This window comes from Chitinophaga eiseniae, from assembly GCF_900167135.1.
Classification (GTDB): domain Bacteria; phylum Bacteroidota; class Bacteroidia; order Chitinophagales; family Chitinophagaceae; genus Chitinophaga; species Chitinophaga eiseniae.
Map to the genome: position 1 here is coordinate 77,561 of NZ_FUWZ01000008.1, position 24,308 is coordinate 101,868.

The window sequence follows — 24,308 nt, forward strand, 5'->3', positions numbered from 1 at the left end:
AGCCATGCTGAATAAAATCATTCAACGACCAGTACTTGCCACCGTGATATCGGTGATCCTGGTTATCCTGGGTATCGTAGGACTTACCCGTCTTCCGGTGACCCAATTCCCCGACATTGCGCCGCCGAGCGTAGTGGTCAGCGCCACCTTCCCAGGTGGTAACGCCGCCACCGTGCTGCGTTCGGTAGTAACGCCACTGGAAGAAGCCATCAACGGCGTGGAAAACATGACCTATATACAGTCCACCGCCAGTAACGACGGTACGGGCATGGTCACCGTTTTCTTCAAACTCGGCACCGATCCCGACCAGGCAGCGGTGAACGTACAGAACCGCGTAGCGCAGGTAACCAGCCAGCTGCCTTCCGAGGTAATACAAGCCGGTGTTACCACCACCAAACAGCAGAACGGGATGATCATGATCCTTGACCTGGTGAGTGACGACAATAGAAAATATGACGAAGCGTTCCTTCAGAACTACGCTAAGATCAACGTGATACCGGAGATCAAACGTATCCCGGGCGTAGGCCAGGCGCAGATTTTCGGCGCCAAAGACTATTCCATGCGGGTGTGGCTGAAGCCCGAGCAGCTGTCCGCCTATAACGTTACGCCCGCCGAGGTGATGAACGCTATCCGCGACCAGAGCCTGGAAGCCGCCCCCGGTAAATTCGGGGAAGGCACCCACGAGCCTTTGTCTTTCGTGATCAACTATAAAGGGAAATTTAATCTCCCTGAACAGTATGAAAAAATTGTGATCCGCGTAGCGCCCGACGGTTCTGTGCTGTACCTGAAAGATCTGGCCCGTATTGAGCTGGGATCTGCCAACTACACCACCGACAACCGCGTGAATGGAAAAGACGCCGTAACGATGGCTATCTTCCAGACCAACGGATCTAACGCCAACGCTATCCAGACCACTATCGGGGAAGTGATGGACAACGCGTCCAAACTGTTCCCCAAAGGGATACGTTACAACGTGACTATGAGCACCAAGGAGCAGCTGGACATCTCCATCAAACAGGTGAAGTCCACGCTGATAGAGGCTTTCATCCTGGTATTCGTGATCGTGTTCCTGTTCCTGCAGGATTTCCGTTCCACGCTGATCCCGGCCATCGCCGTACCGGTATCGCTGGTGGGCACTTTCTTTTTCCTTCAGATGATGGGCTTCTCCATCAACATGCTGACGCTCTTCGCGCTGGTGCTGGCCATCGGCATCGTCGTGGATGACGCCATCGTAGTAGTGGAAGCCGTGCATAGTAAGATGGAACGATCGCACCTCCCCGCCAGGGCTGCCACGCTATCAGCCATGGGCGAGATTACAGGTGCGATCGTATCTATCACCCTGGTAATGGCGGCGGTGTTCCTGCCCGTAGGCTTTATGGAAGGCCCGACGGGCGTGTTTTACCGGCAGTTTGCGTTTACGCTGGCCATCGCCATCCTGATCTCTGCGCTGAACGCGCTGACGCTCAGTCCAGCGTTGTGTGCCCTCTTCCTGAAGAACACCCACGCCGGCGAAGGCAGTCACGATGGAAAGGCCGCAGCCCCCAAAGGCTTTGCCGGCCGTTTCTTCACTGCGTTCAACAGTGGCTTTACAGCGCTCACCAATAAATACGGCCGTGCCGTAAAATGGCTGATCTCCTACAAATGGGTAGGACTGAGCTTACTGGCTGTCGTGACCGCCGTCACCGTATGGCTGATGCAGGTAACGCCGAAAGGTTTTATCCCCAATGAGGACGGCAGCTTCGTGGCTTATTCTTTGTCCCTCCCTCCGGGAGCGGGCCTGGACAGGACCACCCAGGTGTTGCAACGTGCGGACAGCATCCTGCAAAAAATGCCTTTCGTGGAATCCGAGACGAGCATCTCCGGTTATAATATCCTCAGTAACGGTGCCAGCCCGGCTTATGCTATGGGTTTCGTGAAGCTGAAGCCTATCAAGGAGCGCGGCGAGATCAGCAAGATAGACGACATCGTGAGCGTGCTCACCATGGAGCTGGCTGCTATCAAGGAAGGCGCCTTCAGCGTGTTTACCTTCCCGACAGTGCCCGGCTTCGGTTCCTTCAGCGGCCTGGAACTGGTGCTGCAGGACCGCACCGGCGGCCCGGTGGACAAGTTCAGCGAAACGGCCAACAAGTTCATCGGCGAAATGATGCAGTCTCCTGAGATAGGTGTTGCCTTTACCATGTTCAAGGCGGACTTCCCGCAGTACGAGATCATGGTGGACGCCGTGAAAGCCAAACAGCTGGGCGTGAGTGTGAGTGAGCTGATGGCGACCATGCAAACCTACTACGGCAGTAACCAGGCCAACGACTTTAACCGCTTCGGCAAATACTATCGTGTGATGGTGCAGGCCGAGCCGGAGTCCCGCGGTAACCCGACCAGCCTTGAAGGTATCTTTGTGAAGAATGACCAGGGGCAGATGGTGCCGGTGAACAGTATCATTACGCTGAAAAAGGTGTATGGCCCGGAGATGATGAACCGTTACAACCTGTTCAATTCCATCACCATCAACGCCATTCCCAAACCGGGCTTCAGCACCGGCGACGCCATCAAGGCCGTTGAGCGGCTGGCAGCCGCCAAGCTGCCGACAGGCTTCAGCTATGAGTGGACCGGTTTAAGCAAGGAGGAAAAAACCGCCGGCAACCAGATGGTATTCATCTTCGTACTGGCGCTGGTGTTTGTATACTTCCTGCTGGCAGCGCAATATGAAAGTTACCTGCTGCCGCTGGCCGTACTGTTGTCCATCCCAACCGGTATCCTGGGCGTGTTCCTCGCCATCAATATGGCTGGTATCGACAACAACATCTATGTACAGGTGGGGCTGGTGATGCTGATAGGATTGCTGGCCAAGAACGCCATCCTGATCGTGGAGTTTGCCGTACAACGGCGCCGTGCGGGCAAAACGCTCCTGTCGGCCGCCCTGGAGGCAGCCAGGCTGCGTCTGCGTCCGATCATCATGACATCGCTCGCCTTCGTGGCCGGCCTGATGCCGCTGACGATCGTAAAAGGGCCGTCAGCGCTGGGTAACCACTCCATCAGTATCGGTACCGCCGGTGGTATGTTGTCCGGTGTTATCCTCGGTGTGTTCATCATCCCGGTATTGTTTATCGTGTTCCAATACCTGCAGGAAAAAGTTACCGTTCACAAGCCGGTGGCCGTCAAAGAACCTGTAGCAGTATAAACACTTTCTAAAAAATAGTATTACAATGACTATCAATAAATCACTGTTGTTCGCCATGGCCGTGCTCTCCGGCACGGTGATGGCCTGCAGGGTGGGCAAAGAGTTCACCAGACCGGCCACCGCGCTGCCCGAAAAATACCGGGATGCTCCTGCGCCGGCAGACAGCAGCAATATCGGCCAGCTGTCATGGAAGACTTTTTTCACTGATCCGGCGCTGCAAGCGCTGGTCGACAGCGCTATCGCGCATAATTTCGACATACAGACCGCTCTGAAAAATACGGAGATCGCCGCACAGAGCGTCAAAACCGCGCGGTTAGGCAATCTGCCGGACATCAACCTACAGATACAGGCCAACCGCAGCTATCCTTCCAGGAACAGCCTGAATGGCTCTATGGCAGATCAATTCATGGGTACCCGCTTTATGGACGATTACAACGCCAACGTGAGCCTGAGCTGGGAAGTGGTGGCCTGGGGAAAAATCAGCCGCCTGAAAGAGGCTGCCCTGGCCGGTTACCTGCAGAGCACCGAAGCTGCCCGTGCGGTACAGACCCGTATTGTCAGCGAGGTGGCGCAGGGCTATTACAACTTGCTGATGCTTGATCAGCAGCATGCTATCGCCGCCAGGAACCTGGCGCTCAACGACAGCACGCTGTCTATGATGCAGCTGCAGTACCAGTCCGGGCTGATCAACAATCTTGCTATAGAACAAACCGCCGCACAGCGGCAGGTGGCTGCCGCCCTGTTACCCCAGCTGGAACAGCAGATCACGCTTCAGGAGAATGCCCTGAGCATTCTCACCGGCACGCTGCCTGCCAGCATTGCCCGGAGCAACCGGCCTTCATCCGTAGTAACAGGCAGTCCCCTACAGGCCGGCGTGCCCGCCAGCCTGCTCAGTCAGCGCCCCGATGTACATGCCGCCGAGATGGCCGTGAAAATAGCCAACGCCAAAGCCGGCATCGCGCAAGCCAGCATGTACCCCGCGCTAAATATCACCGCCACTGCGGGTCTTAACACGTTTAAGGCCAGCAACTGGTTCAGCATACCAGGCAGCCTTTTTGAAACAGTAGCCGGCAGCATTACGCAGCCCATCTTCCAGCGGAAGAAGTTAAAGACAGATTGGGAAATAGCTAAAATCGAATGGGAAAAATCGGCGATCGACTTCCGGAGATCGGTACTGACAGCTGTAGGAGAAGTATCGGACGCTCTCGTGAAGATGGACAAGCTTAAAACGCAACAGGAGATGACACAGCTGCGGGTGGACAAGCTGCAAAGCGCCACCAGAAATGCCGGCTTACTGTTTCAAAGTGGCATGGCCACCTACCTGGAAGTGATCACAGCACAAAGCAATGTGCTGCAAAGTGAATTGGACCTTGCTTCCGTACAGCGCGCCCAACAGGGTGCCGTGGTGGAGCTTTATCGCTCTCTCGGCGGCGGCTGGAAATAGTTGTAACAACATGATAAGCCTGATTACTTTATATTTAGGGCCAGTTGAAGCACTAAAAACAAGCAATGACCAAAAATAATATGGCAGAGAAGATGTTCAACAGGTATTACCGGATATTTATCATCCCGATGATATTTCTCCTGTACTACCTGTTGTCCTACCTGGTAAATCCCTACAGCGAGTCGTGGGTGAAGATGTTCAAGCAGAGCACAAAGGAGTGGATGATAGAGATCACCATTATGATGGTTTTCTGCTGGCTGATCACAGAGGTGAGCCTGATCACCGCCCGCTGGATGGACCGGTGGATTCCCTGGGAGCGGTGGCCTATACGTCGTTTTGTGGCCCAGCTTTTTGGTCAGATCATTTCCGTGGGTATCCTGCTCAGCATTTTTTACGTGGTGCTGTCGTCGATATTCGGGCCCCGGGAAAACGAGCCGGTAACTATTCCTGAAAAGCTGGATGAGTGGCAGTTTGTCTTCGTGTGTGTGATGTTGTCTATCCTGATCAGCGCGGTACATACGGGCAACTATTTCCTGCAGCGCTGGAAGACATCTATGCTGGAGGCTTCCGAGCTGGAGCTTAAAGCGTCTGAACTACGGCAGATAGCGATGCAATCGCAGTTACAGTCGCTCAAGTTACAGCTGGACCCGCATTTTATGTTTAATAATTTCAGTACGTTGTCCGCGCTGATTGAAGAAGATAAAAATACCGCGTTGTCTTTCCTGGAAAATCTATCGCGCGTGTACCGGTACATGATCGTGAATCTGCCGAATGACATCATCACGCTGAAAGAGGAGTTACGATTTATAAAAGCCTACAGTTACCTGATCCGGATCCGTCACGGCGACAACGTAGACATCCGCATAGAGGTACCGGACGAGCTCTCCGGCCGGGGCATCCCTCCTATCACGCTGCAGCTGCTGATAGAAAATGCCATCAAACATAATGTGGCTACCGGGGAGCATCCGTTGCACATTCATATTTATCAAAGCGAAGAAGGAAAACTAACTGTCAGCAATAATACACAGCGTATCCCCAATGTGATCCCGTCAACCAAACTGGGCCTGGAAAATATCCGCAACCGTTATGCCCTGCTCTCCGATCAGGCCCCTGATATCCGGGAAGAGAACGGGATGTTTATGGTGACGCTGCCATTATTGGACTTTTAAAATTACTTGTATGAGAATTGTGATCGTTGAAGACGAAAAACCCAATGCCACCCGTTTAAAGAACCTGGTACAGGATATTTGTCCCGATGCGGTGGTGGAGGCGATGCTGGATACTGTCACCGGAAGCGTGGCGTGGTTCCGGGAACATTCGCACCCCGATGTAGTATTGATGGACATACGGCTGGCCGACGGCCTGTCGTTCGATATCTTCCAGCAGGTGTCTCTCGAATGCCCTGTTATATTCACCACCGCCTATGATGAATACGCTATCCGGGCGTTTAAGGTAAATAGTATTGACTATCTGTTGAAGCCGATAGAGAAAGAAGACCTGCGGCAGGCGCTGGACAAGATCAGGAAAGAGCCGGTGCAGGCGGGTCCGACCGATATGGTGCAGCAGCTGCTGGAGTTTTTTAAGCAGAAAGAGGTGACCTACCGTACGCGTTTTATGCTCCCCTTCCGCGATGGCTATCGTACTGTTTTGGCAGAAGATGTGGACTTTGTTTTTTACAACGCCAATGTGACGCACCTGGTGTTAAAAGACAAGTCGCATGTAGTGGTGACCCAGACGATGGACGAGCTGGAAGAGCAGCTGAACCCCGTACAATTTTTCCGGGCCAACCGGCAGCATATTATCGGCGTACATAGTATAGACCGTATACTCCATTCTTTTAACGGCAAATTACAGATCCGGCTGAAGCGCGATCCTGAGCGGGAAGTGCTGGTCAGCAAAGAGAAAGTACCGTTGTTTAAACAGTGGCTGGATAAATAGTTTATTTAAAATGCAACTGCCCGTTTTTATCAAAGTAATAATCCACGGTGGTCGTTGATTTCAGGTTATCCAGGAACACCGTGACAGGCTGACTGCGTTCGAGGCTGCCGGTGAAGGTTTCGGTGGCGATGCTGTTGTTGTCCATGATCACCGGTATGCCGAACCACCGGGGCAGTATGCGTGCGATATCAGCGAGCGTGGTGTTGGAGAAGAAGAAGACACCCCGGCGCCAGGAGAGTTCTTCAGACTCGTCGAACGGTTGGATGCGGATACCGTTGTTTGTTGCTATGGCTTGCTGACCGGGTTTGAGCGTTACTTCCTTCCCCATTTCCTTCATCTTTACGCTTCCTTCCACCAGAGACACTTTGATAATGCTGTTATTATAGGAGTTGACATTAAAAGATGTTCCCAACACCTGCACGGTGCTGCGTGCCGTATGTACGAAGAAAGGACGTTCAGCATCTTTGGCCACGCTGACAAAAGCTTCCCCATCGATGGACACTTCTCTTATTTTGCCTTGAAAGGGCACAGAAAAACGCATGGTGGTAGCGGAGTTAAGCCACACATCACTACCATCGGGCAGTTTCACTTTATAGTCGAGTCCTACCGGGACGGCCAATGTTAACTTTTCGTTTCTTTCCGACGAGTCGATGGTACTTGTAGCGAGGGAAAGCGTTTTATTGTTATTGGTCAGCTGCAGTTGTTGCAGCGTGATGTTTCCGCTGTCTGTGGACAGGTTGACCACTTTGCCGTTGGCGAGTTGCAACTGTACGCCATGTTTTTTATCAGCGAGATTAATGTGCTGGTGACTTACCGGGGAGGGTTTGAGCAGCCACCAGGCGGCGAAGGCGCCGATGAGGAGTGTTGCTGCGGCAGCCCACAGGGCGGGGTGTATGCGGCGTGGCCGGCTGTCAGCAATATCTTCATTATCTGACGGCAGATTTTCCGGTGTCACCAACGGCATGATGGTATCTGCCGGTTTTTCCTTTTCCCATGGCATGGACACGGGTGTAGGGTTATCATGGGAAAATGTTATGATATCCTGCCACGCGAGCTGATCAAAGCGGCTGAAGCCGTTGTTGATATCTTCGGGGGCATATAGTTTTACTGTCTGGTGCCATACGGCGGCTACCACGCTGTCTGTTTCGATCAGGTGGTCGAGATAGGCTTCATCGGCAGCGTTGATAACGCGACCGATTTTCTCCATCATCAGTTGCTGTATTTTAAAATTGGCTCTCATCACTTAAATAAGACACTTTTTTTAGCAAGGCGGGCTAACGATTAGTACACTTTATTTTTCAACAGGTTTCGCAGATCCTTCAGGGCGAGCGCCATATGAGTTTTCACGGTGGCTTCACTGACGCCCAGGTAATTGGCTATTTGCTGGCGGGAGAAATGGTGCAGATATCCCAGCTTAAACACCCGGGCCCGTACGGCGGGCAGTTGCGCAATGGCATCGGACAGGTGCTGTTGCAGTTCTTTATTTTCCAAAATATCAGCCGGCGGTTCGTAATCCGGCGGCAGTTGCAGTTTTGCTACGCGCTTACGCATGATTTCGTTCGACCGGATATGATTTAGGCAGCGGTTGCGGATGCTAATGAAGAGGAAGTTCTTAATAGGTCCGGTCAGGGCGCCGGTATTGCTCCAGTCCATCTGCCAGAGGTCCACGTAAAACTTCTGCACCAGGTCCTGCGCTTCCGTTTCATTTTGTACAATGCTGTAAGCCACTACCGTCAGCCATTTGCGGTAGGTGGTGTAAATATGGCCAAAAGCATCCGGATCGTGTTCCTTCAGCTTTTGCCATAATATCATATCATTCTCGTATTTGTTCATGGCTGTGTGTTCGGTATAGATACGCAGTTGTAACAGGGTTTACACCGGAAACATCCTTCAAAGGGATAAACAGGCCAGTTACGATAAAGTACCGGCATGATGTTAAGCATGACAATAAGGCTATTGTTGAATTCGCCGCTGCACAGCGTTTTCCTTGTTGTAAACCGTGTAACGCACTAAAGCATATCGATAATCTTACGATGAAAATAAGGTATAACAAGAGGCTACAGCTAAACGGACGAAAGGAAAAAATGTTAAGCAGTTGTTATGAAAACTATAATGCAAAGAAAGAATGCAATTGGGAATTTGCATATTAAATTTCTGTTATGCGGGTAACATTAAGTTAACGCAAAAAAGTTTTCCCGTTGTTAGGCCGGCGATTTTTTTCTGTTGTCTTCATTTCAGAGGTACCTGAATTACAACAACAACTATCAAACCTAACAACGTATTGTCATGAACTTTACACATTATGTACGTCAGCTGATCACACTGGTACTCATTACCGGTATGCTGTACATCTCCCCTCCTGTGAGTGCATCCGGTCAGGGTGAAATGAAAGTGACGCTCTCTTTCAAAGATGTCCCTGTCAGTAAAGTCTTTAAGGGCATCGAGAAACAAACCGGCCTTGTGTTTCTCTATAATACCAGCCAGGTACCGGACAACTATCGGGTAAGTATATACGTAAAGCAAGCTCAGTTGAATAACGTGCTGAAAGATATCCTTTCTTCCAAAGGTATTACGTGGGAGTTCCGGACGAAGACGATTGTACTAAGGCCCGAAAAGTCCACAGCACCGGCAGGCATCGTACCTGCTGACTCAGGAAGCGTGATCTCCGGCGTTATAAAAGACCAGAACGGAATACCGTTGCCTGGTGCATTTATCATTGTAAAGTCTACTCAGAAAGGAGCTGTCAGCAATGAAAAAGGGAAGTTCACATTGAACAACGTACCACGCGGAGCGCTGTTGCAGATCAGCTATACAGGGTACACGCCTAAACTGATGAACGCTACCGCAGAACCGATGCAGGTGAAGCTGGAGGTAGCGGACAATAGACTCGATGAAGCAGTGGTGATGGCGTATGGCACTACTTCGAGGAGGTTGAACACGGGGAATATCGGGAAAGTGACGGCAGAGGAGATAAGCATGCAGCCGGTATCTAATCCGCTGGCGGCACTGGAAGGGAGGATACCGGGGGTATTGATTACGCAGAGCAGTGGTGGGCCGGGGGCTTCTGTAAAAGTTCAGGTAAGGGGGCAGAGTTCACTGTTTAATGGATCTGAGCCACTATATATTATTGACGGAATACCTTTTGCTCCGAATAATGCCAACATCAACAGCCTCGGATCTATCCTCAGTCAGGGAGACGGAGGTCTCAGTCCGTTCAGTATGATCCCTCCTTCCGACATTGAAAGCATAGAAATCCTCAAAGATGCCGATGCCACAGCGATTTACGGAAGCAGGGGTGCTAACGGTGTTGTCCTTATCACTACAAAAAGACCGGAGGCTGGCAAAACTACGCTTCGTGCAAATGTAAATACTGGCTTCAGCAACACCACCAGGATGCCAGAAATGATGAACACGCAACAGTATCTGGCAATGCGAAAAGAAGCGTTCCAAAATGACGGCCTTACTCCCAGCGCATCCCCGTTTTCTACAGGGTACGCGCCAGACCTCACAATTTGGGATACCACCAGATATACGAACATACAAAAACTAATATATGGAGGAACCGCACGCCAATTAAACGCAGCATTGTCGCTTACAGGAGGAAGTGAACAAACCCAATTTTCTATCGGAGGCAACTTTCATCGGGAGACAACTGTGTTACCCGCAGACGCAGCAGACAATAAGTACTCTGTCAAAATAGGCCTCAATCATATGAGCAATAATAGAAAGCTTCGGATTTCGCTCTCTTCATTGGCCAATTTTGACAATAACAAACTTATTCCGGGCAATGGTCCTAACACATTAGTTCCCCCTAACATCCCAAAGCTCTATGACTCAACAGGTCGCTTAAATTGGATCAAAGATGGTGTCACCTTTCAAAATCCATTAGCTGATTTTCAGGCAAAATATCAGGCCAACACCAACAATTTCCTCACCAATCTAGTGGTGGACTACAAGATACTGGAAGGGCTGTCTTTTAGAACAAGTGTAGGATTTAACACGATGAATGTAAAGGAGCAGCAACTCATGCCCATTACGTCATTCGATCCCACAACCAACCCTACCGGCGCCTCCTCATACTCCAATACAAATTTCAAAAGCTGGATCATCGAACCCCAGCTGGAGTATAACAGACCGCTCCTCCGGGGTAAAATAAATGCTCTCCTTGGAATAACCTGGCAGAGTAATCAACGCGACAACGCATATTTCTATCTGAATGGTTACACCTCCGACAATCTGCTTGGTGCTATTGGTGCGGGACCGGAAGTAATCAGCAAATCATCAGATGACTCCAAATACCGATATGAAGCCCTATTTATGCGCGTTAACTATACATATGCCAATAAATACATACTGAATCTTACCGCCAGAAGAGACGGTTCATCTAGGTTTGGTCCCAATAAGAGATTCTCAAATTTTGGGGCCATAGGCTTGGCATGGGTATTTACGAATGAAACATTCTTCTCTCATAATACTGGCATTTTAAGCTTTGGTAAACTTAGAGGAAGTTATGGTATTACAGGCAACGACCAGATAGGTGACTACAAATACCTCTCCACCTGGGCGCCAGGCTATCCTTATCAGGGAAAAATCAGTGTTAGTCCCGACAATCCGTTCAATCCGGAATTCAACTGGGAGAAGAATAAAAAATTAGAAGGGGCAGTAGATCTAGGCCTGCTGCATGACAAAATTCTCGTTACCGCTACCTATTTCAGGAACAGCAGCAGTAGTCAACTCGTCAGCTATAAGCTTCCATCACAAGTAGGTTTCTCGTCAATGACAAGAAACCTACCAGCGCTCATTATAAATAAGGGATGGGAGTTTGAGTTAAGTATCAAGGCCATCAATAGCCAAACATTCAAATGGAATATACAATCCGTACTAACTATTCCAAGTAATATATTAGCAAGCTATCCTGGTCTTGAAAGATCCACCTATTCCAACACCTACGAAATCGGAAAATCAATAAATTTGGTTCGGCAAATTAAGTCCGCCGGTGTAGATCCTAAAACCGGACTATTTACATTCGATGATCTCAACAAAGATAATATCATTAATTCCAAAGACAATCAATACATAGGAAAAACCAATCCTGACTATTTTGGTTCTTTAGGAAGTGAATTTACTTTCAAGGGATTTCGGTTGAATATATTATTTAGTTTCAGAAAACAATTCGGAAAGAATGTCCAATACAGTATTTACGCCCTGAACAATATGCCAGGCATGATGTTTAACCAACCGAACGTCGTCTTCGACAGATGGCAACATCCGGGAGACATTACCACTTACGAAAAATTCACAGCCACTACTGGCAGCGCGGCCTACAAGCAAGGAACAATTTTTACACGTTCAAGTGGGGTATTCGGTGATGCCTCATTTATCAGGCTAAAAAATGTTTCGCTCAGCTATTCAATCTCAGAAAATTCACTAAAGAAAATAGGCCTGAAGGGGATGCGTTGTTTTGCTCAAGGACAAAATCTTATGACAATAACTGATTACCTCGGCGACCCCGAAACACAAAATTTCTACGGCATTCCCCCTCTAAGAACGATTGTCGCGGGATTAGACATTACTTTATAGACATCAACAAGAAAACAAATCAAATGAGCTTTATGCAGCAAAATACCTGTCATAAAAAAAGAAGCAGTGCCCCTGCGGCAAGACATCTGATGAAAAAAACACGAAAAGAGTGTGGCTTATGGGCATTACTTTTCGGCACTCTCATGCCAATAGCATGCAACAAGTTTGTAGACGTCCCCCCGCCCACTAACAAAATCACAACCCAGGAGCTCTTCAAAGACGATGAAAATGCGACATCAGCCGTACTTGGAATATATTCGCAAATATCGTTTCTTGGATTAAACATAGTAAATGGAGCATCCACAGTATACACTGGACTTGCTTCTGACGAGCTAAAATACATAGGGAGTTCCGTGGAAATCAATGAATATATGAATAACGCAATTTCCACCACAAACTCAACAAACCAGGGAAATATATGGTTCCCGGCATATCGATTCATATATCAGACTAATGCGTGCCTAGAGGGAATTTCAGGGAGTAACGGAATATCTCAGCGCACCAAAAATCAGTTACTGGGAGAATGCAGGGTAGCCAGAAGTATACTATATTTTTATTTAGTACAGCTATATGGAGACGTACCTCTTATTACAACCAGCAACTATGAATCCAATTCATCGCAGGAAAGAAGTCCAACCGACGAAATATACAGGTTTATCACAAATGATCTGAAGGAAGCAAAAGCGCTATTAGCCGAAGCTTATCCGTCACCCGGACGATTCAGACCCAATACTCACACAGCCGAAGCTTTACTGGCAAGAATATTCCTTTACACAGGCAACTGGAAACAAGCAGAAACTGAGGCCTCCAATGTCATCAATTCCACTCAATACACCCTAGAGGCAGATCTGACCAAAGTATTTCTTGTCAACAGTAGTGAAGCAATATGGCAATTGGCAGCCGTAGGAGGTGGAATTAATACACGTGAGGGCGCGACCTTTGTCTCCGGAAATCCCTCAGCGACACCTAACTTTCTGATCAGTCCCCAGTTAATGTCTGCCATAGAGCCCAACGATCCAAGAAAAAATGCCTGGATAGGCACAAAAAACGTAAACAACAAGACGTACTACTATCCATTCAAATACAAGGTCCCCATTGCAGCCGATCCCGTTATCACCGAAAGTTATATGATGTTACGGTTGGCAGAACAATATCTGATACGATCAGAGGTCAAAATAAGACAGGGTAAAATAGATGACGGAATAAGAGATTTAAACATTATAAGGAAAAGAGCAAGAGGAAGTAACAGCAATACCGTCCCCGACCTGCCTACAGCAGTTACACAAGACGAAGCACTTTCCTTCGTTCTGCATGAAAGGAGGATCGAATTAATGGCAGAATGGGGCAACAGATGGTTCGACCTCAAAAGGTTTCATTTATCAACTACAATTTTAAAGCCACTAAAGTCCTCCTGGCAAGACACCGATACCTTACTTCCTATTCCCAACCAGGAGATACTACTTAACAAAAACCTGACGCAGAATAACGGATACAACTAAATGACAGAGTCAAATCATTCATAGTCAATTTCAATAAGCACAATATGAAGAATCTACTTCTCCTTTTCATTCTTTCAACCTGCGTCCATCAAAATATATACGCGCAAAAAGTAAACATTGGAGACAAATGTCCTAATACAAGATTAAAAGGATTAATGAATCATAATGCTGAAGAAGCAAATCTATTGTCAGCATTCAACGACAAACCGCTTATTATAGACTTTTGGTTCATCAGATGTGCGCCTTGCCTTGAAGCCATGCTCCGACTTGATTCACTTCAGAAAGTGTATCATAATCAATTTAATATACTATTGGCCACAAGCGAAAAAGAAGAAGATGTAAAAGCATTTTTTCAACGAAACAAAAAATTCAGAGATTTTAATCACCCTATAGTTTACTCAGCTCACTCCAACTCTAATTTGAAGAAACTATTCCCTCACACAGGAGAACCCCATGAAGTCTGGATAGGAAAAGAGGGCATTGTAAAAGCTATCACCTCATCCTATGAAATTACCCCGGAAAATATACAGAAATTCCTGCTTAATGAAAACTTAAACATTCCTGAAAAGAAGGATATTCTGGATGAGAAATATGCAATGGGAGGACAGCCACTACTTATGACCGATGAAGAAAGAAACGCTGGAAAAAGAAAACTATATTATTCGTGGATAGGGGCTGCAGATCCTCAGGTACCCAGCCTTGTTACAGGTCAATTAAACATACAGACCAATGAACAAAAAATAATATGCCAGAATACCCCTATAACCGGATTATATCAAATTGCTTACAGAACATACAGAAGCAAAACACAAATAGAAAACGAGGAGGTAATAAAAGTGACAAACCAATCCAAAGATTCCCTAAATTTTACCCCGGACAGCAGAACGCAAAAAAACCTCTTTTGTTATGAGATATTTATGCGCGACACAACAGACGCAAAAATCAGAACAAGGATGCAGAAGGAATTAGACGATTTTTTCAATCTAAAAAGCGAAATCAAACAAGGAAACATCCCGTATTATATACTATCAAGACTTAAAAAAGATACCCTCCAAATTTTTAAACCAGAAGTAAAAACAGCCGGCTATATTCAAGATGAAGGAGATACTATTTATATCAGAAACGTGGCGATACTTTCCGTTGTAAGAAACAAATTATACAACAAACTACAACACAGCATCATCAACGAAACCGGATACAACGGAAAGATAGATCTGGCCATTCCTAAAACAGCAAACATCGAAACCATTAGGCATGCCTTAAACAATTATGGGTTGGATATCAATCTTGAAATGAGACCAGGCAATATTGTTATCCTAAAAGATGCACATTAAGCCTCTAACAATATTAGTTGATTCTCCTACATCAGGACTTTCATTTACATCAATGCCCTGTTAGGGACGAAACAATGTCACAGGCACCTGATGATATGCTGAGGCAGTTCCACGTAAACATATATCAATACCATCATATGGACAAACGCTCTTTGCAACCGCTATAGTAGCGCTGAAGGCGAGATCACCACTTGATATATACCAATTATACATCACACCGTTGCCTCCCGTTTCGCGGGAATTATTGGTAGCATATGCTCCGGCTATACCAAGCAAAGTTCCCAAAACTGAAAATATCATCTTGATCTTTTCCATAAATACTCTATTTTATAAAAGTTTTCCATGAAATGAGATAACATTCGAACTTGTCTTGTTCCTAACAAAGAAAGGAGACGGCTAACCGCCATCTCCTTTCTTGAAACAAATAGCTTAGTCTTTCTTCAAAGTAACTGGATTTTTACCAGGAGCTGTTCCACGCAGACAAGTTTGAGCAGTACCAAAACATTGACCAAACGTAGTAGCTTTAGCTACAGTCCCTACGAAAACAGTGGTATTACCAACAGTATGCCATTTAAAGATGGTACCTGCTCTGTTAACAGAACCTTGATGAGTAGTTGCATAAGCACCACCAATTCCGGCAACAGCAGTAAGGGCTGCAAAAGCGATTTTAATCTTTTTCATAAATCTGATTTTTAAAGGTTATTTAACATATTGCCATTTTTTTAACAGGCCCGGCGAACCTGTACTATGCGCATGAGTATCTTAATTTAACTTCAAAGATTTCTTTTCAAATGGAGGTAAAATAGCCACCACTCCCAATATCAGGAAAAACAGATTAAACCATAAATGCTGATTCCAGGTAAACGTACTAATAACACCCGCACACGTGCAGGGAGGATTCACGAAATAGCCAAAGTTCGCTAGAGAAATATATCCTGTAAAAACAAGCATTAATCCCATTGCGAGCTTCAAACCGACAATCCTATAGCCAGGTACCGACAGCACCAACACAATCAACACTTCGACAATGGGAATCCCCCATATCAGATACGGCACCAATGACGCATTAAGCGGCTGTAGTCTCATTTGCGCTGCAAATTTTTCCATATCCATTAATTTACTTGCAGCCACAAACGAGAAAAGGAGAATATAAGCGAAAGTCGCTATGTCTCTTAACAGGTATCTTCTCATATATCTTATTTTTACTTGACCATACTTTCCACGGCCGCTCTTACATCTTTTAATTCAGGCCGCTTGTCAGGACTTAAATCAATACAGCTTAATATTACTTCCTGCAGAAATAATTCCTTAACTTCTTCAACTATCGCCTTCGCATCCACTTCACTTTCGTTACTGATAAACGAATTGGGATGTTTACCTGTCAAAACATGTAACAATAACGCTCCCATGGTATATACATCTTCCTTTATAGTGGGTATTCCAAGCGCTATTTGCTCAGGAGAGGCATATCCAAATACTCCCATTGCAAACGGAGGAAATGGTTCGTTTCTGTATATACTATATGACAGCTCGAGATCAATTGTATACACCTCTCCTGATGTCAAAACCATAAAATTACTCGCAGTAGCATCTCTATGGATATACCCTTTTTGATGCATTTTTTCAATTATGAATAAAACATCCAGATAATATCGTATCAGTAGTTGCTGTGTTTCCTCGTCCAGTTCACTCCATTTTCTTTTTTGATACATATCATCAATCCTTCTAAAAAGATCTACACCGTCAAGAAATTCCATAACCAAATAACACTCTTCTCCCTGCTCGAAATAGTCAATAAACTTGGGTATCGGAATGTGATCTTCTAATTCACAAAGTACTTTCGCCTGCCATTTCAATCTGTCTTTAATATATCTGCCATACTTATCATTAAAAACATGATACTTGCCTTCCTTTATAAAGCACCAATTAAACTTTAAACCCCTCAAATCAACCGATTTGAGCAAATCTCCCTTCGGCGAACGGCTGATCATCTGCAACGGAACATACCTTCTTTTCAAGAGCCTTTTCCTTTTCCAGTATTGGTATTTCCGGCATATCTTAAACGGCAACCTCCTGGCATTAGGAAATACAAGACTTGTAATCCGTTCAACGCTTCCGTCGTCTTGTTGTTGATCAAAATATTTTATATAGGTCACGTAGATTATTTCCGCCACTCTGACCGAATAGTTTACGCCAGGCCCCCAAAAATCTTTAGTAAGAACAGCCAGCCTAGCTATCATTTTTCTGGTAATATCCTCTTCAACAGTAAAAACTATTATCATTTTTCCCACTTCATCTGGTCCATGCCAAAAATCATTCTTCCTTGTCGCCAGTGTCTTATTCTTTATCACACTGAATGCAATACCTTCATTGTACAACAAAGGAGAAACTACCTTAATAAGATCCCGAACCTGCAGGACATCGGATGTTAAAAACAATGCCCATCCGTTAGCTGAAGGCAGTCCTCCTACATTGAGATAGACCTCCTCATCCGTATACAATATCCCCATTTCATCAAGCAGGTGGTGGAAACCATTTTGCTGATCTACATTCTGGTTGTGTGTTTCCTTCAATTCGTTTATCATATGGATTGTTTTATGCAATGCGAAGCCATTACCATACAAACTGCTGGCAGATAATACGGGCACAATGTGTACACATCACTATTCGGGATTACTTAAAGCATCCGTTGGCATAGCAAGGCTGCAAGAGGCCAGGAGGCCTCCTCGCATTTTATTCGCTGCATTTTTTGATAAATTGTTCGATTTCGTCCTTAATGGTAGCGCTCCAGGAAAAAAGATCGGTTATTTTGATAAGTTGTTAGGTTCTTCTTTTCGGGCTTTCTGATTTTCCTGGCAACAACGTCAACAATATAAAGTTCCTTAATAAAAAGATAACAAAATATTCATTTTGGGAATGGTACCTTATCATTTTAGCCTTTTCCAAAAAGTTAACATTGGAAGGTTAACGGGCAGCACCCGGGAGTTTGCCGTGGTATTTTTTATACTCCCTGGTGAAGTTGGCCGGGTAGCCGTATCCCAGCATGTAGGCTATTTTATTCATACTCAGACCGGATTCCCGCACCAGCCGTTCCGCTGTTTCCATCCGTTGTTTGATCAGGTATTTACTGATGGGTATCTGATAATATTTAGAGAAGCCCCTCTTGATTTTCGATTCACTGATATTATACATATGTGCCAGTTCCGCTATCGTATGGGGGATATCGAGATTCTGGTCTATATAGGATTTAATACCGGCAAACAGCATAAACTCGTTGTTCCCCGCGTCTGATGGTTGTTCACCTTCAAAATAACCTACTACCCACATCAGCACCTCGAATATTTTATGCTGCATCCACAGATGCTTCAATTTCTCAGGCACAGCTGCCTTTTTCATTTCACGAATACGGTTTCCCAGCTCCTCCTGTATGATACCGGAATGCTTGCTGACAGCGACAAACTTAGCACCGTCTATCATTGATAACCACTTGTTCAGCATGGGCGATAGTCCGGCCAGGTCGCTGATCTGTTTCCTTGAGAAAGCCATCCCCTGCCATTCATACACTCCTGGTTCAAAGTACAGCAGTAATTTTTCCGGCTTTATCTCGAAGAGGTTGAACTGCCCCTGATAAAGCAACACTTTGCCGACATTCCTGACAAATACCTCCGCTGTACCCTGCAGCATACAGGAACATACATGAAATACACCCTTCACCTGCGTCTCTACAATCGATTTCTCATGCGCAATAAAAACAATATTGACAATCGAAGTACCACTCGCCTCATACCGCTGTACCAGGATATCTATTTTGGAAGAAGTAAACAAATTAGGCCTGGCAAACCCTTGTGTATACTGACGATAAGCCTCCGGGACAGTCACGGCCGGGACCAGGTGAATACTGGGCGCATTTGCTATAACAAACTCCATGGTGTGGATGAGGGACATCTCAAAAGTGGTTTTAGGCGGTCGACCAAATAAGTAGATCTATACAAATTACCACAAAGTACTGCAAACCCGTCACAGGAATACACAAAACGATTCTTACCAAACCCTTTACAGCAAAGTATTACACCCAATGTTAAGTTTTCATTGCTGCGGTCACATCAGCAGTTTGGAATCATAACTTGTTAGTTATTTTTTCACTGCCCTCAAAGAAAACACTATGATATTACAAATCGCCGAAACCCAAGAAATAGCATATACCATCGAAAAAGTAGTTCCTTTTTACTACACCGGCTATGTCAGACCGTTCACTAAGCCCTATTTCATTCAATTTAAGGATGCAGGCGTTCTTTTCCAGGACAAACAATACGAAAGCGTCTCCCTGCGCTGGATGGTCTGCTTCACGGAACAACGACGAACATTACTCATCAACGAAGAAAAACCCAAGCTCGTCATCGAAACGTCTCCCAACAAAACCCTCTACACCCGCTTCGTGGAACAGGGAAAGGTATTGCTCAAACCGGACGAATATGGCATCGTCCACGGCAGTACGGAATACTCTTCTATCATCCTCACCAAAGGCAGACAAGAAGTTATCCGCCTGGAATTTACGGCTGACGCATTAAGACAGGATATCACACAACACTACCTGGACAATTTCGAACAGGAAAAATCCTGGCTCTACGGCAGCGGCAAAATAGGCAACATCTTACAACAGCAACTTCAGGATATCATCCACACGCCAGCCAACACGCCGGAGGAAGAAGCAGTTTTCGGCGCCAGATGCCGGGAGATATTACACCAGGTAGCCTCGGAACAGATCACGGCATAATTGCCTATCTTCACTGCATGATCATCAGACCATACACCAAGGCCGATAAATCTGCCTGCCTGGAGGCATTCAGCAGCAACATGCCCGGGTTCTTCGCTCCGGAAGAACGGAAAGACTTCGGCGAATGGCTGGATCAACAGGAGAAACGCGACCTATCGGATAAAAACGAATGTTATTTCGTCATCGTAACAGACGAGAAGATCATCGGTTGCGGCGGTTATTATATCCGCCCCGACAAAACCACCGCGGTCATGACCTGGGGACTGCTTCACCAGCAATACCACAAACAGGGCTGGGGCAAAAAGTTGTTGCAGTACAGGATAACCGCCATCAGGGCAGTATGCCCCTCCTGCGCCATCCAGCTGGACACCACACAACACTCCGCCCCCTTCTTCGGGAAAATGGGATTTGCCGTAACGAAAGTCACGCCTGATTTCTACGGTCCGGGATTGGACCGGTATGATATGGAACTGAAAAACTAACCGTTAAACCGGGGATGGTTCAAACCATATAACATCACATACACATCGTCTCCCTCTGCATTAAATTCATTGATCAGGCCAATGCCCAGGATCTTATGGTCCATATAGTCCGACAGGCTGTCGGTCTCTGCGTCGAAGTTCGGTGTAAAATACAGGCAGATACCCAGAAAATTAGGGCTCATCAATCCGCCCGGAGGAGAATAACAGGTAAAGCCTGCATCCACCTGCAGGACCTCACGCACGGTCATACCTACACGAAGCACGCCGTTAACCGTACCCTGATAGCCTTTCGTGGCAATAATATTAGTAATCCGCCCATCATAGATGTCCACTTTCAGGCGAATAATACCACCCATATACCAGTATTCTATATATCGCAAGGAAGGTGTTGTCACGAGGCTGATCTTCTTGTCACGGGCAAAGTACTGGTCTGTACGAAACATCTTCTCCAGGCCTTTTACCAACATCCCCTGCTGTATGCCACCAAGACTTACCCCGGGAATGATCGGTGCCTCAATGTCAAAATATTGCTCCTGGAAATTTATTTCCAAATTTTTATACATATTCATAAACTCTTGTGGAGCTATTATTCTTTTAAGTCAGGCGTCAAAAATAAGGGAATTCCTGTACAATCAGGTATACAACATCGCCGGATATAAAAAAGCCTCGCAGGCGAGCAAATCTTCAAGGCAAAAACATTACAACAAAATATATGTATATAATTACATATCAATAATTTATAAATTAAAATAATAAAATATCATCTAAAACGCGAATTCAGCTGTACTATGCAAACCCCGGCAACACCGCCATCTTTGTTACCACCACACACCGGCACCGTCGTTATCTTCATCCCCTTCCTGTCCTCTTCGCCTGTTGTCCGACCTGTCCGATAAGAAAGCTAGTATATTTTCCGGACCTGCAAAATCATATAGGCGAGCGCGTTAAACCCGGAAGTTCCCACCCATTTACCGGCATCTAAAAAATCAGTAGCTATTCGAACGAATTCGTCCCTGTCGGCCCAGCCGCTGATGTTCATTTTATTGAAGGTAAGAAAATTGAACCGGTACAATTCCTCCTGCGGATCAGAGGTGAGCAGGCCAAAGGACAGGAAGTTATGGGGGTCGGTGATCAGCTCCCCGTCAACCGCGCAAACGCCACCGCGTGAAGGAAGACTGGCATCGTACGCGTCGAGGATGGAGAGCACTTGCTGGCAGCTGGGGTGGCTGTGCAGGCAGCTTTCATGGACGGCACAGTCGCTGAAGTGGTACAACGGGTCTTTGGTATTGCCGGTAAAAGGAGGAAAACCGACATAGGGCCGCGAAGCGTCTATGACTTCGTTGCAGAGGATACATTCGGTGAGAGAGAGGAAGATGAGCGCGCCCAAATATAATACAAGCATCTGAGAACAGGCTGCAATATTAAAACACCCGCCAGGCTTAGCTTTGGATGATTATGTCCACTCAACCCGGTAAAGACCCGCAACACCGTCCTCAAAATACTGCTGTACGATTCACCTTTAAACATCTACCCATGAAAATCAAATGCTACTCCCTCATCATGCTACTGCTTTGCGTACCATGTGCCTGGTTAAAAGCACAAACTTATGCCAACATACAAACGAACGGCGTCACAGGTCTCTGCCTGCTCTGTGGCGTCGTCAATCCGAACAATGCCGTCAACACCAACCGGGACGACTATTCCGCTTTCACCATCACCGCCGGCTTGCTGGGCGTGGCGGTACAACAGACCCTGATATTTCCTGCAGCGAGCAGCACGGGCTGCGATTCATTGGTCATCGGCATAGGCAGCGGAAACACACTCTTGTCCGCCAACCTGTTTCGTGGCGTTAGCATACAAACATACAACAGTGGCACACCCAATAATGATGCCCAGGTCGTCGACAGCAGCATCCTCAGGTTGTTGCAGGGAAGCTCCCGCGCGACGGTCATCCTGCACCCGAAACAGCCCTTCGACCGGGTAAAAATCACGCTGAGCAGCAGTCTGCTGGGATTATTGGATGGCTTCCGCGTTTATTATGCCTACTACCATACTGGTACCCCTGCCCTCCCCGCCTACAGCGTTCCGCAAGGCCAGGTCTGTGGGGAACAACTGCTACCTGTACACAATCATCAACCCGGAATTGACTATCGCGTTCATGCAAAATACACCGCCGCCAACGGCGGGCTTCTGAAAGATACTACATGGACAGTAAAAGACAACGACACCATCGCCGTGCCCGGGGTAGTTGCGTTTATGGGAGCGACGGTCAATATGGCTGTACAGGCGGTAAATCCTTTCACTGGTTGTAGCTCCGACACGGTAAGGCAGGTATATCACCTCGGTGGCAGCGGAGGTCTGCCAAGTGTAGATGCCGACAGCGTCACCATTTGCCAGGGAGGTTATGCGTTTCTGCATGCCTTCAGCCCTCAGTCTTCCGATATCGTGGTCCGCTGGTACGATGCACCTGTCGGTGGGAACTGGCTGGGAGCCGGCAATTATTTCCTCGTCATCCCCGATACCACCACCACCTACTATGCCGCCGGCGCTTTTACCTGCGAATATCCCGAACGCAAACCGGTGAAAGTTATCGTGCAAACTATGCCGGCGCCAGTGTTTGCCGTACCGCAGGAAATGGTCTGTGACACGCAGGTGATCTCCATACAGAACCATCAGCCGGGACTGAATTATAAAGTCCGTGTTTTTCATTCCAGCTTCTTAGGGCCGGTAGCGGATACTACCTTTTACATTTTAAATGACAACCGCATCGTAATACCACCGCGTATCACCTACAACCCGCTGGAGGTAGAACTATATGTACAGGCGATCGGCAATGGCTGCACCTCCGACACGGCATACCAGGCGTTCCTGCAAGGTGGCTTCGCCGGACCGGTAACCGTTGACCAGGACAGCATCGCTATTTGTGCCGGGGACAGCGTCTCCCTTCATGCGGCAGATCCCCGCTCAGCGTTTTCCGCCATCCGGTGGTATGACGCTCCTTCCGAAGGTAACTTGTTGTTTACCGGCAATACCTACGTGGCACACCCCTCTGCAACGACTACCTATTATGTTACAGCAGGGTTTGAATGCGACTATCCACAGAGAAAACCGGTGACCGTCTACGTCACACCCTGTGCAACGCAGCAGCGTATGCTTACAACACCAGCCGCCAAAGCGATGACGCTGAAAGTATTCCCCAATCCCACCAGCGGGGAAGTAAAAATCGACAGCAAAACGGATTTTGGCGGCGCGCTACTGCTGGTATATGATCTTCAGGGCAGAGAAGTGAAAAAAGACAGGCTGGGCGGCAATATGTTCCGGCTGGACGGCGCGAACGGCTTGTACCTTGTGAGGATAGTTTTGCAGACTGGAGAAGTTTATCAGTCCTTTATTACGCTACAAAAATAACAGCGTTGTGGAATCTAAAAAGCTGGGGGCGGTCTGTACCTGCAACTGTCCCCGCTTTTCATTCTGTCATCACAGACTTATAGCTGAACCTTTTCAACCGATTCAGCAAGTATTTTTATGTCACTGCCTGTAGACGAGGTCTTAATTATATAGCACTTCAATAGAACGTTATCAAAAGCCCCTTTCCATTTCTCATAGAAAAACAACAAATCCGGATCATCCTCGGGAGCGATATAAGCTATATCAATTGATCCTTTGGCATTTATGTCGAAATTCATCGCAGCCTTGAACAAACATACCCCATTGAAAACTATTTTTGATCTTGGCTCATCATACCAGTCAACAACCATTTCTATCGTATCATTATTACCGGGGTCTTCTATCGATGAAGATACTTTCTAAAATAGAATCATGCCAATAGCAATCATCAAAGTCGAATTCCATGAATAGGTGATTTAAAGCCCATGATAACAAAAAATGTAAACGGAGCAACATTGGATACCAAAGGAAATATTAACATCCCTGCTAAGCTTCAATCATCCTTTCTCCTTCTTAACGGAATTGCCAAATTTTCCGGCATCTCCGTTGCAATGAAAAATATTTCTTGCACTATACTATCTTTAACTTATTCGTGTAGTAGGTGCTTCTTCCGGGCACTTCTTACCTGACAGCGG

General features: G+C 46.8%; 19 protein-coding genes. 10 read left to right on the top strand and 9 right to left on the bottom strand.

The features are described from left to right. Window positions 1-4: 4 nt before the first annotated feature. The 4 genes from B5D63_RS32805 to B5D63_RS32820 all read left to right on the top strand — a co-directional run bounded on the left by B5D63_RS32805 (window position 5) and on the right by B5D63_RS32820 (window position 6,557). The gene (locus B5D63_RS32805; protein WP_078673233.1) at window positions 5-3,175 is read left to right on the top strand and encodes an efflux RND transporter permease subunit; all 3,171 of its coding nucleotides are present in this window, start codon (window positions 5-7) and stop codon (window positions 3,173-3,175) included. Window positions 3,176-3,200: 25 nt separating this feature from the next. Continuing rightward, window positions 3,201-4,619 carry an efflux transporter outer membrane subunit gene (locus B5D63_RS32810; RefSeq protein WP_078673126.1) on the top strand — a complete coding sequence of 473 codons (1,419 nt, stop codon included), beginning with the start codon at window positions 3,201-3,203 and terminating at the stop codon, window positions 4,617-4,619. 65 nt (window positions 4,620-4,684) lie between these two features. Continuing rightward, on the top strand, window positions 4,685-5,788 hold the full coding sequence (locus tag B5D63_RS32815; protein WP_078673127.1) for a sensor histidine kinase: 1,104 nt from the start codon (window positions 4,685-4,687) through the stop codon (window positions 5,786-5,788). Between the two features lie 10 nt (window positions 5,789-5,798). Then, window positions 5,799-6,557 carry a LytR/AlgR family response regulator transcription factor gene (locus B5D63_RS32820; protein ID WP_078673128.1) on the top strand — a complete coding sequence of 253 codons (759 nt, stop codon included), beginning with the start codon at window positions 5,799-5,801 and terminating at the stop codon, window positions 6,555-6,557. A gap of 1 nt (window position 6,558) precedes the next feature. Here B5D63_RS32820 and B5D63_RS32825 read toward each other — a convergent pair whose 3' ends face one another. Both B5D63_RS32825 and B5D63_RS32830 read right to left on the bottom strand, forming a co-directional pair. After that, entirely contained in the window at window positions 6,559-7,797 is a 1,239-nt protein-coding gene (locus B5D63_RS32825; RefSeq protein WP_078673129.1) for a FecR family protein, read from the bottom strand. 41 nt (window positions 7,798-7,838) lie between these two features. Next, window positions 7,839-8,369, bottom strand: a complete 531-nt coding sequence (locus B5D63_RS32830) for an RNA polymerase sigma factor (RefSeq protein WP_159456254.1) — start codon at window positions 8,367-8,369, stop codon at window positions 7,839-7,841. A 474-nt stretch (window positions 8,370-8,843) separates the two neighbouring features. Between B5D63_RS32830 and B5D63_RS32835 the strand changes: the two genes are divergently transcribed. Genes B5D63_RS32835 through B5D63_RS32845 form a run of 3 tightly spaced genes read left to right on the top strand, consistent with a single transcriptional unit; the run spans window position 8,844 to window position 14,970 of the window. Continuing rightward, a complete protein-coding gene (locus tag B5D63_RS32835; protein WP_078673131.1) occupies window positions 8,844-12,137 on the top strand; it encodes a SusC/RagA family TonB-linked outer membrane protein in 3,294 nt (1,097 codons plus the stop codon). Window positions 12,138-12,169: 32 nt separating this feature from the next. Then, window positions 12,170-13,636 carry a RagB/SusD family nutrient uptake outer membrane protein gene (locus B5D63_RS32840; RefSeq protein ID WP_159456255.1) on the top strand — a complete coding sequence of 489 codons (1,467 nt, stop codon included), beginning with the start codon at window positions 12,170-12,172 and terminating at the stop codon, window positions 13,634-13,636. Window positions 13,637-13,680: 44 nt separating this feature from the next. Further along, the gene (locus B5D63_RS32845; RefSeq protein ID WP_078673133.1) at window positions 13,681-14,970 is read left to right on the top strand and encodes a TlpA family protein disulfide reductase; all 1,290 of its coding nucleotides are present in this window, start codon (window positions 13,681-13,683) and stop codon (window positions 14,968-14,970) included. 60 nt (window positions 14,971-15,030) lie between these two features. Here the strand turns inward: B5D63_RS32845 and B5D63_RS32850 are convergent, their stop codons facing one another. From B5D63_RS32850 to B5D63_RS32870, 5 genes are all read right to left on the bottom strand, one after another. Next, window positions 15,031-15,285, bottom strand: a complete 255-nt coding sequence (locus B5D63_RS32850; RefSeq protein WP_078673134.1) for a hypothetical protein — start codon at window positions 15,283-15,285, stop codon at window positions 15,031-15,033. A gap of 114 nt (window positions 15,286-15,399) precedes the next feature. After that, window positions 15,400-15,651 (bottom strand): hypothetical protein, encoded by a 252-nt coding sequence (locus tag B5D63_RS32855; protein ID WP_078673135.1) that lies wholly within the window; start codon window positions 15,649-15,651, stop codon window positions 15,400-15,402. 81 nt (window positions 15,652-15,732) lie between these two features. Beyond that, complete coding sequence (locus B5D63_RS32860) at window positions 15,733-16,161, bottom strand: MauE/DoxX family redox-associated membrane protein (RefSeq protein WP_078673136.1); 429 nt, start codon at window positions 16,159-16,161, stop codon at window positions 15,733-15,735. An 11-nt stretch (window positions 16,162-16,172) separates the two neighbouring features. Next, window positions 16,173-17,555 (bottom strand): serine/threonine protein kinase, encoded by a 1,383-nt coding sequence (locus B5D63_RS32865; protein ID WP_078673137.1) that lies wholly within the window; start codon window positions 17,553-17,555, stop codon window positions 16,173-16,175. 379 nt (window positions 17,556-17,934) lie between these two features. Beyond that, window positions 17,935-18,915: a helix-turn-helix transcriptional regulator gene (locus B5D63_RS32870; protein ID WP_078673138.1), complete on the bottom strand. Its 981-nt coding sequence runs from the start codon at window positions 18,913-18,915 to the stop codon at window positions 17,935-17,937. Window positions 18,916-19,132: 217 nt separating this feature from the next. Here B5D63_RS32870 and B5D63_RS32875 point away from each other — a divergent pair, with 217 nt between their 5' ends. Both B5D63_RS32875 and B5D63_RS32880 read left to right on the top strand, forming a co-directional pair. Further along, window positions 19,133-19,744, top strand: coding sequence for a hypothetical protein (locus B5D63_RS32875; protein WP_078673139.1), 612 nt, complete (start codon window positions 19,133-19,135; stop codon window positions 19,742-19,744). Between the two features lie 17 nt (window positions 19,745-19,761). Then, window positions 19,762-20,226, top strand: coding sequence for a GNAT family N-acetyltransferase (locus B5D63_RS32880; RefSeq protein ID WP_159456256.1), 465 nt, complete (start codon window positions 19,762-19,764; stop codon window positions 20,224-20,226). Here the strand turns inward: B5D63_RS32880 and B5D63_RS32885 are convergent. Together B5D63_RS32885 and B5D63_RS32890 are read right to left on the bottom strand one after the other, a co-directional pair. Next, complete coding sequence (locus B5D63_RS32885) at window positions 20,223-20,777, bottom strand: hypothetical protein (RefSeq protein ID WP_143313281.1); 555 nt, start codon at window positions 20,775-20,777, stop codon at window positions 20,223-20,225. The two genes, B5D63_RS32880 and B5D63_RS32885, sit on opposite strands and share 4 nt — an antisense overlap. Window positions 20,778-21,127: 350 nt before the next feature. Then, window positions 21,128-21,628 carry a hypothetical protein gene (locus B5D63_RS32890; protein WP_078673142.1) on the bottom strand — a complete coding sequence of 167 codons (501 nt, stop codon included), beginning with the start codon at window positions 21,626-21,628 and terminating at the stop codon, window positions 21,128-21,130. Between the two features lie 131 nt (window positions 21,629-21,759). Between B5D63_RS32890 and B5D63_RS32895 the strand changes: the two genes are divergently transcribed. Then, window positions 21,760-23,634 (top strand): Ig-like domain-containing protein, encoded by a 1,875-nt coding sequence (locus B5D63_RS32895; protein WP_078673143.1) that lies wholly within the window; start codon window positions 21,760-21,762, stop codon window positions 23,632-23,634. The last annotated feature ends 674 nt before the right edge of the window (window positions 23,635-24,308 follow it).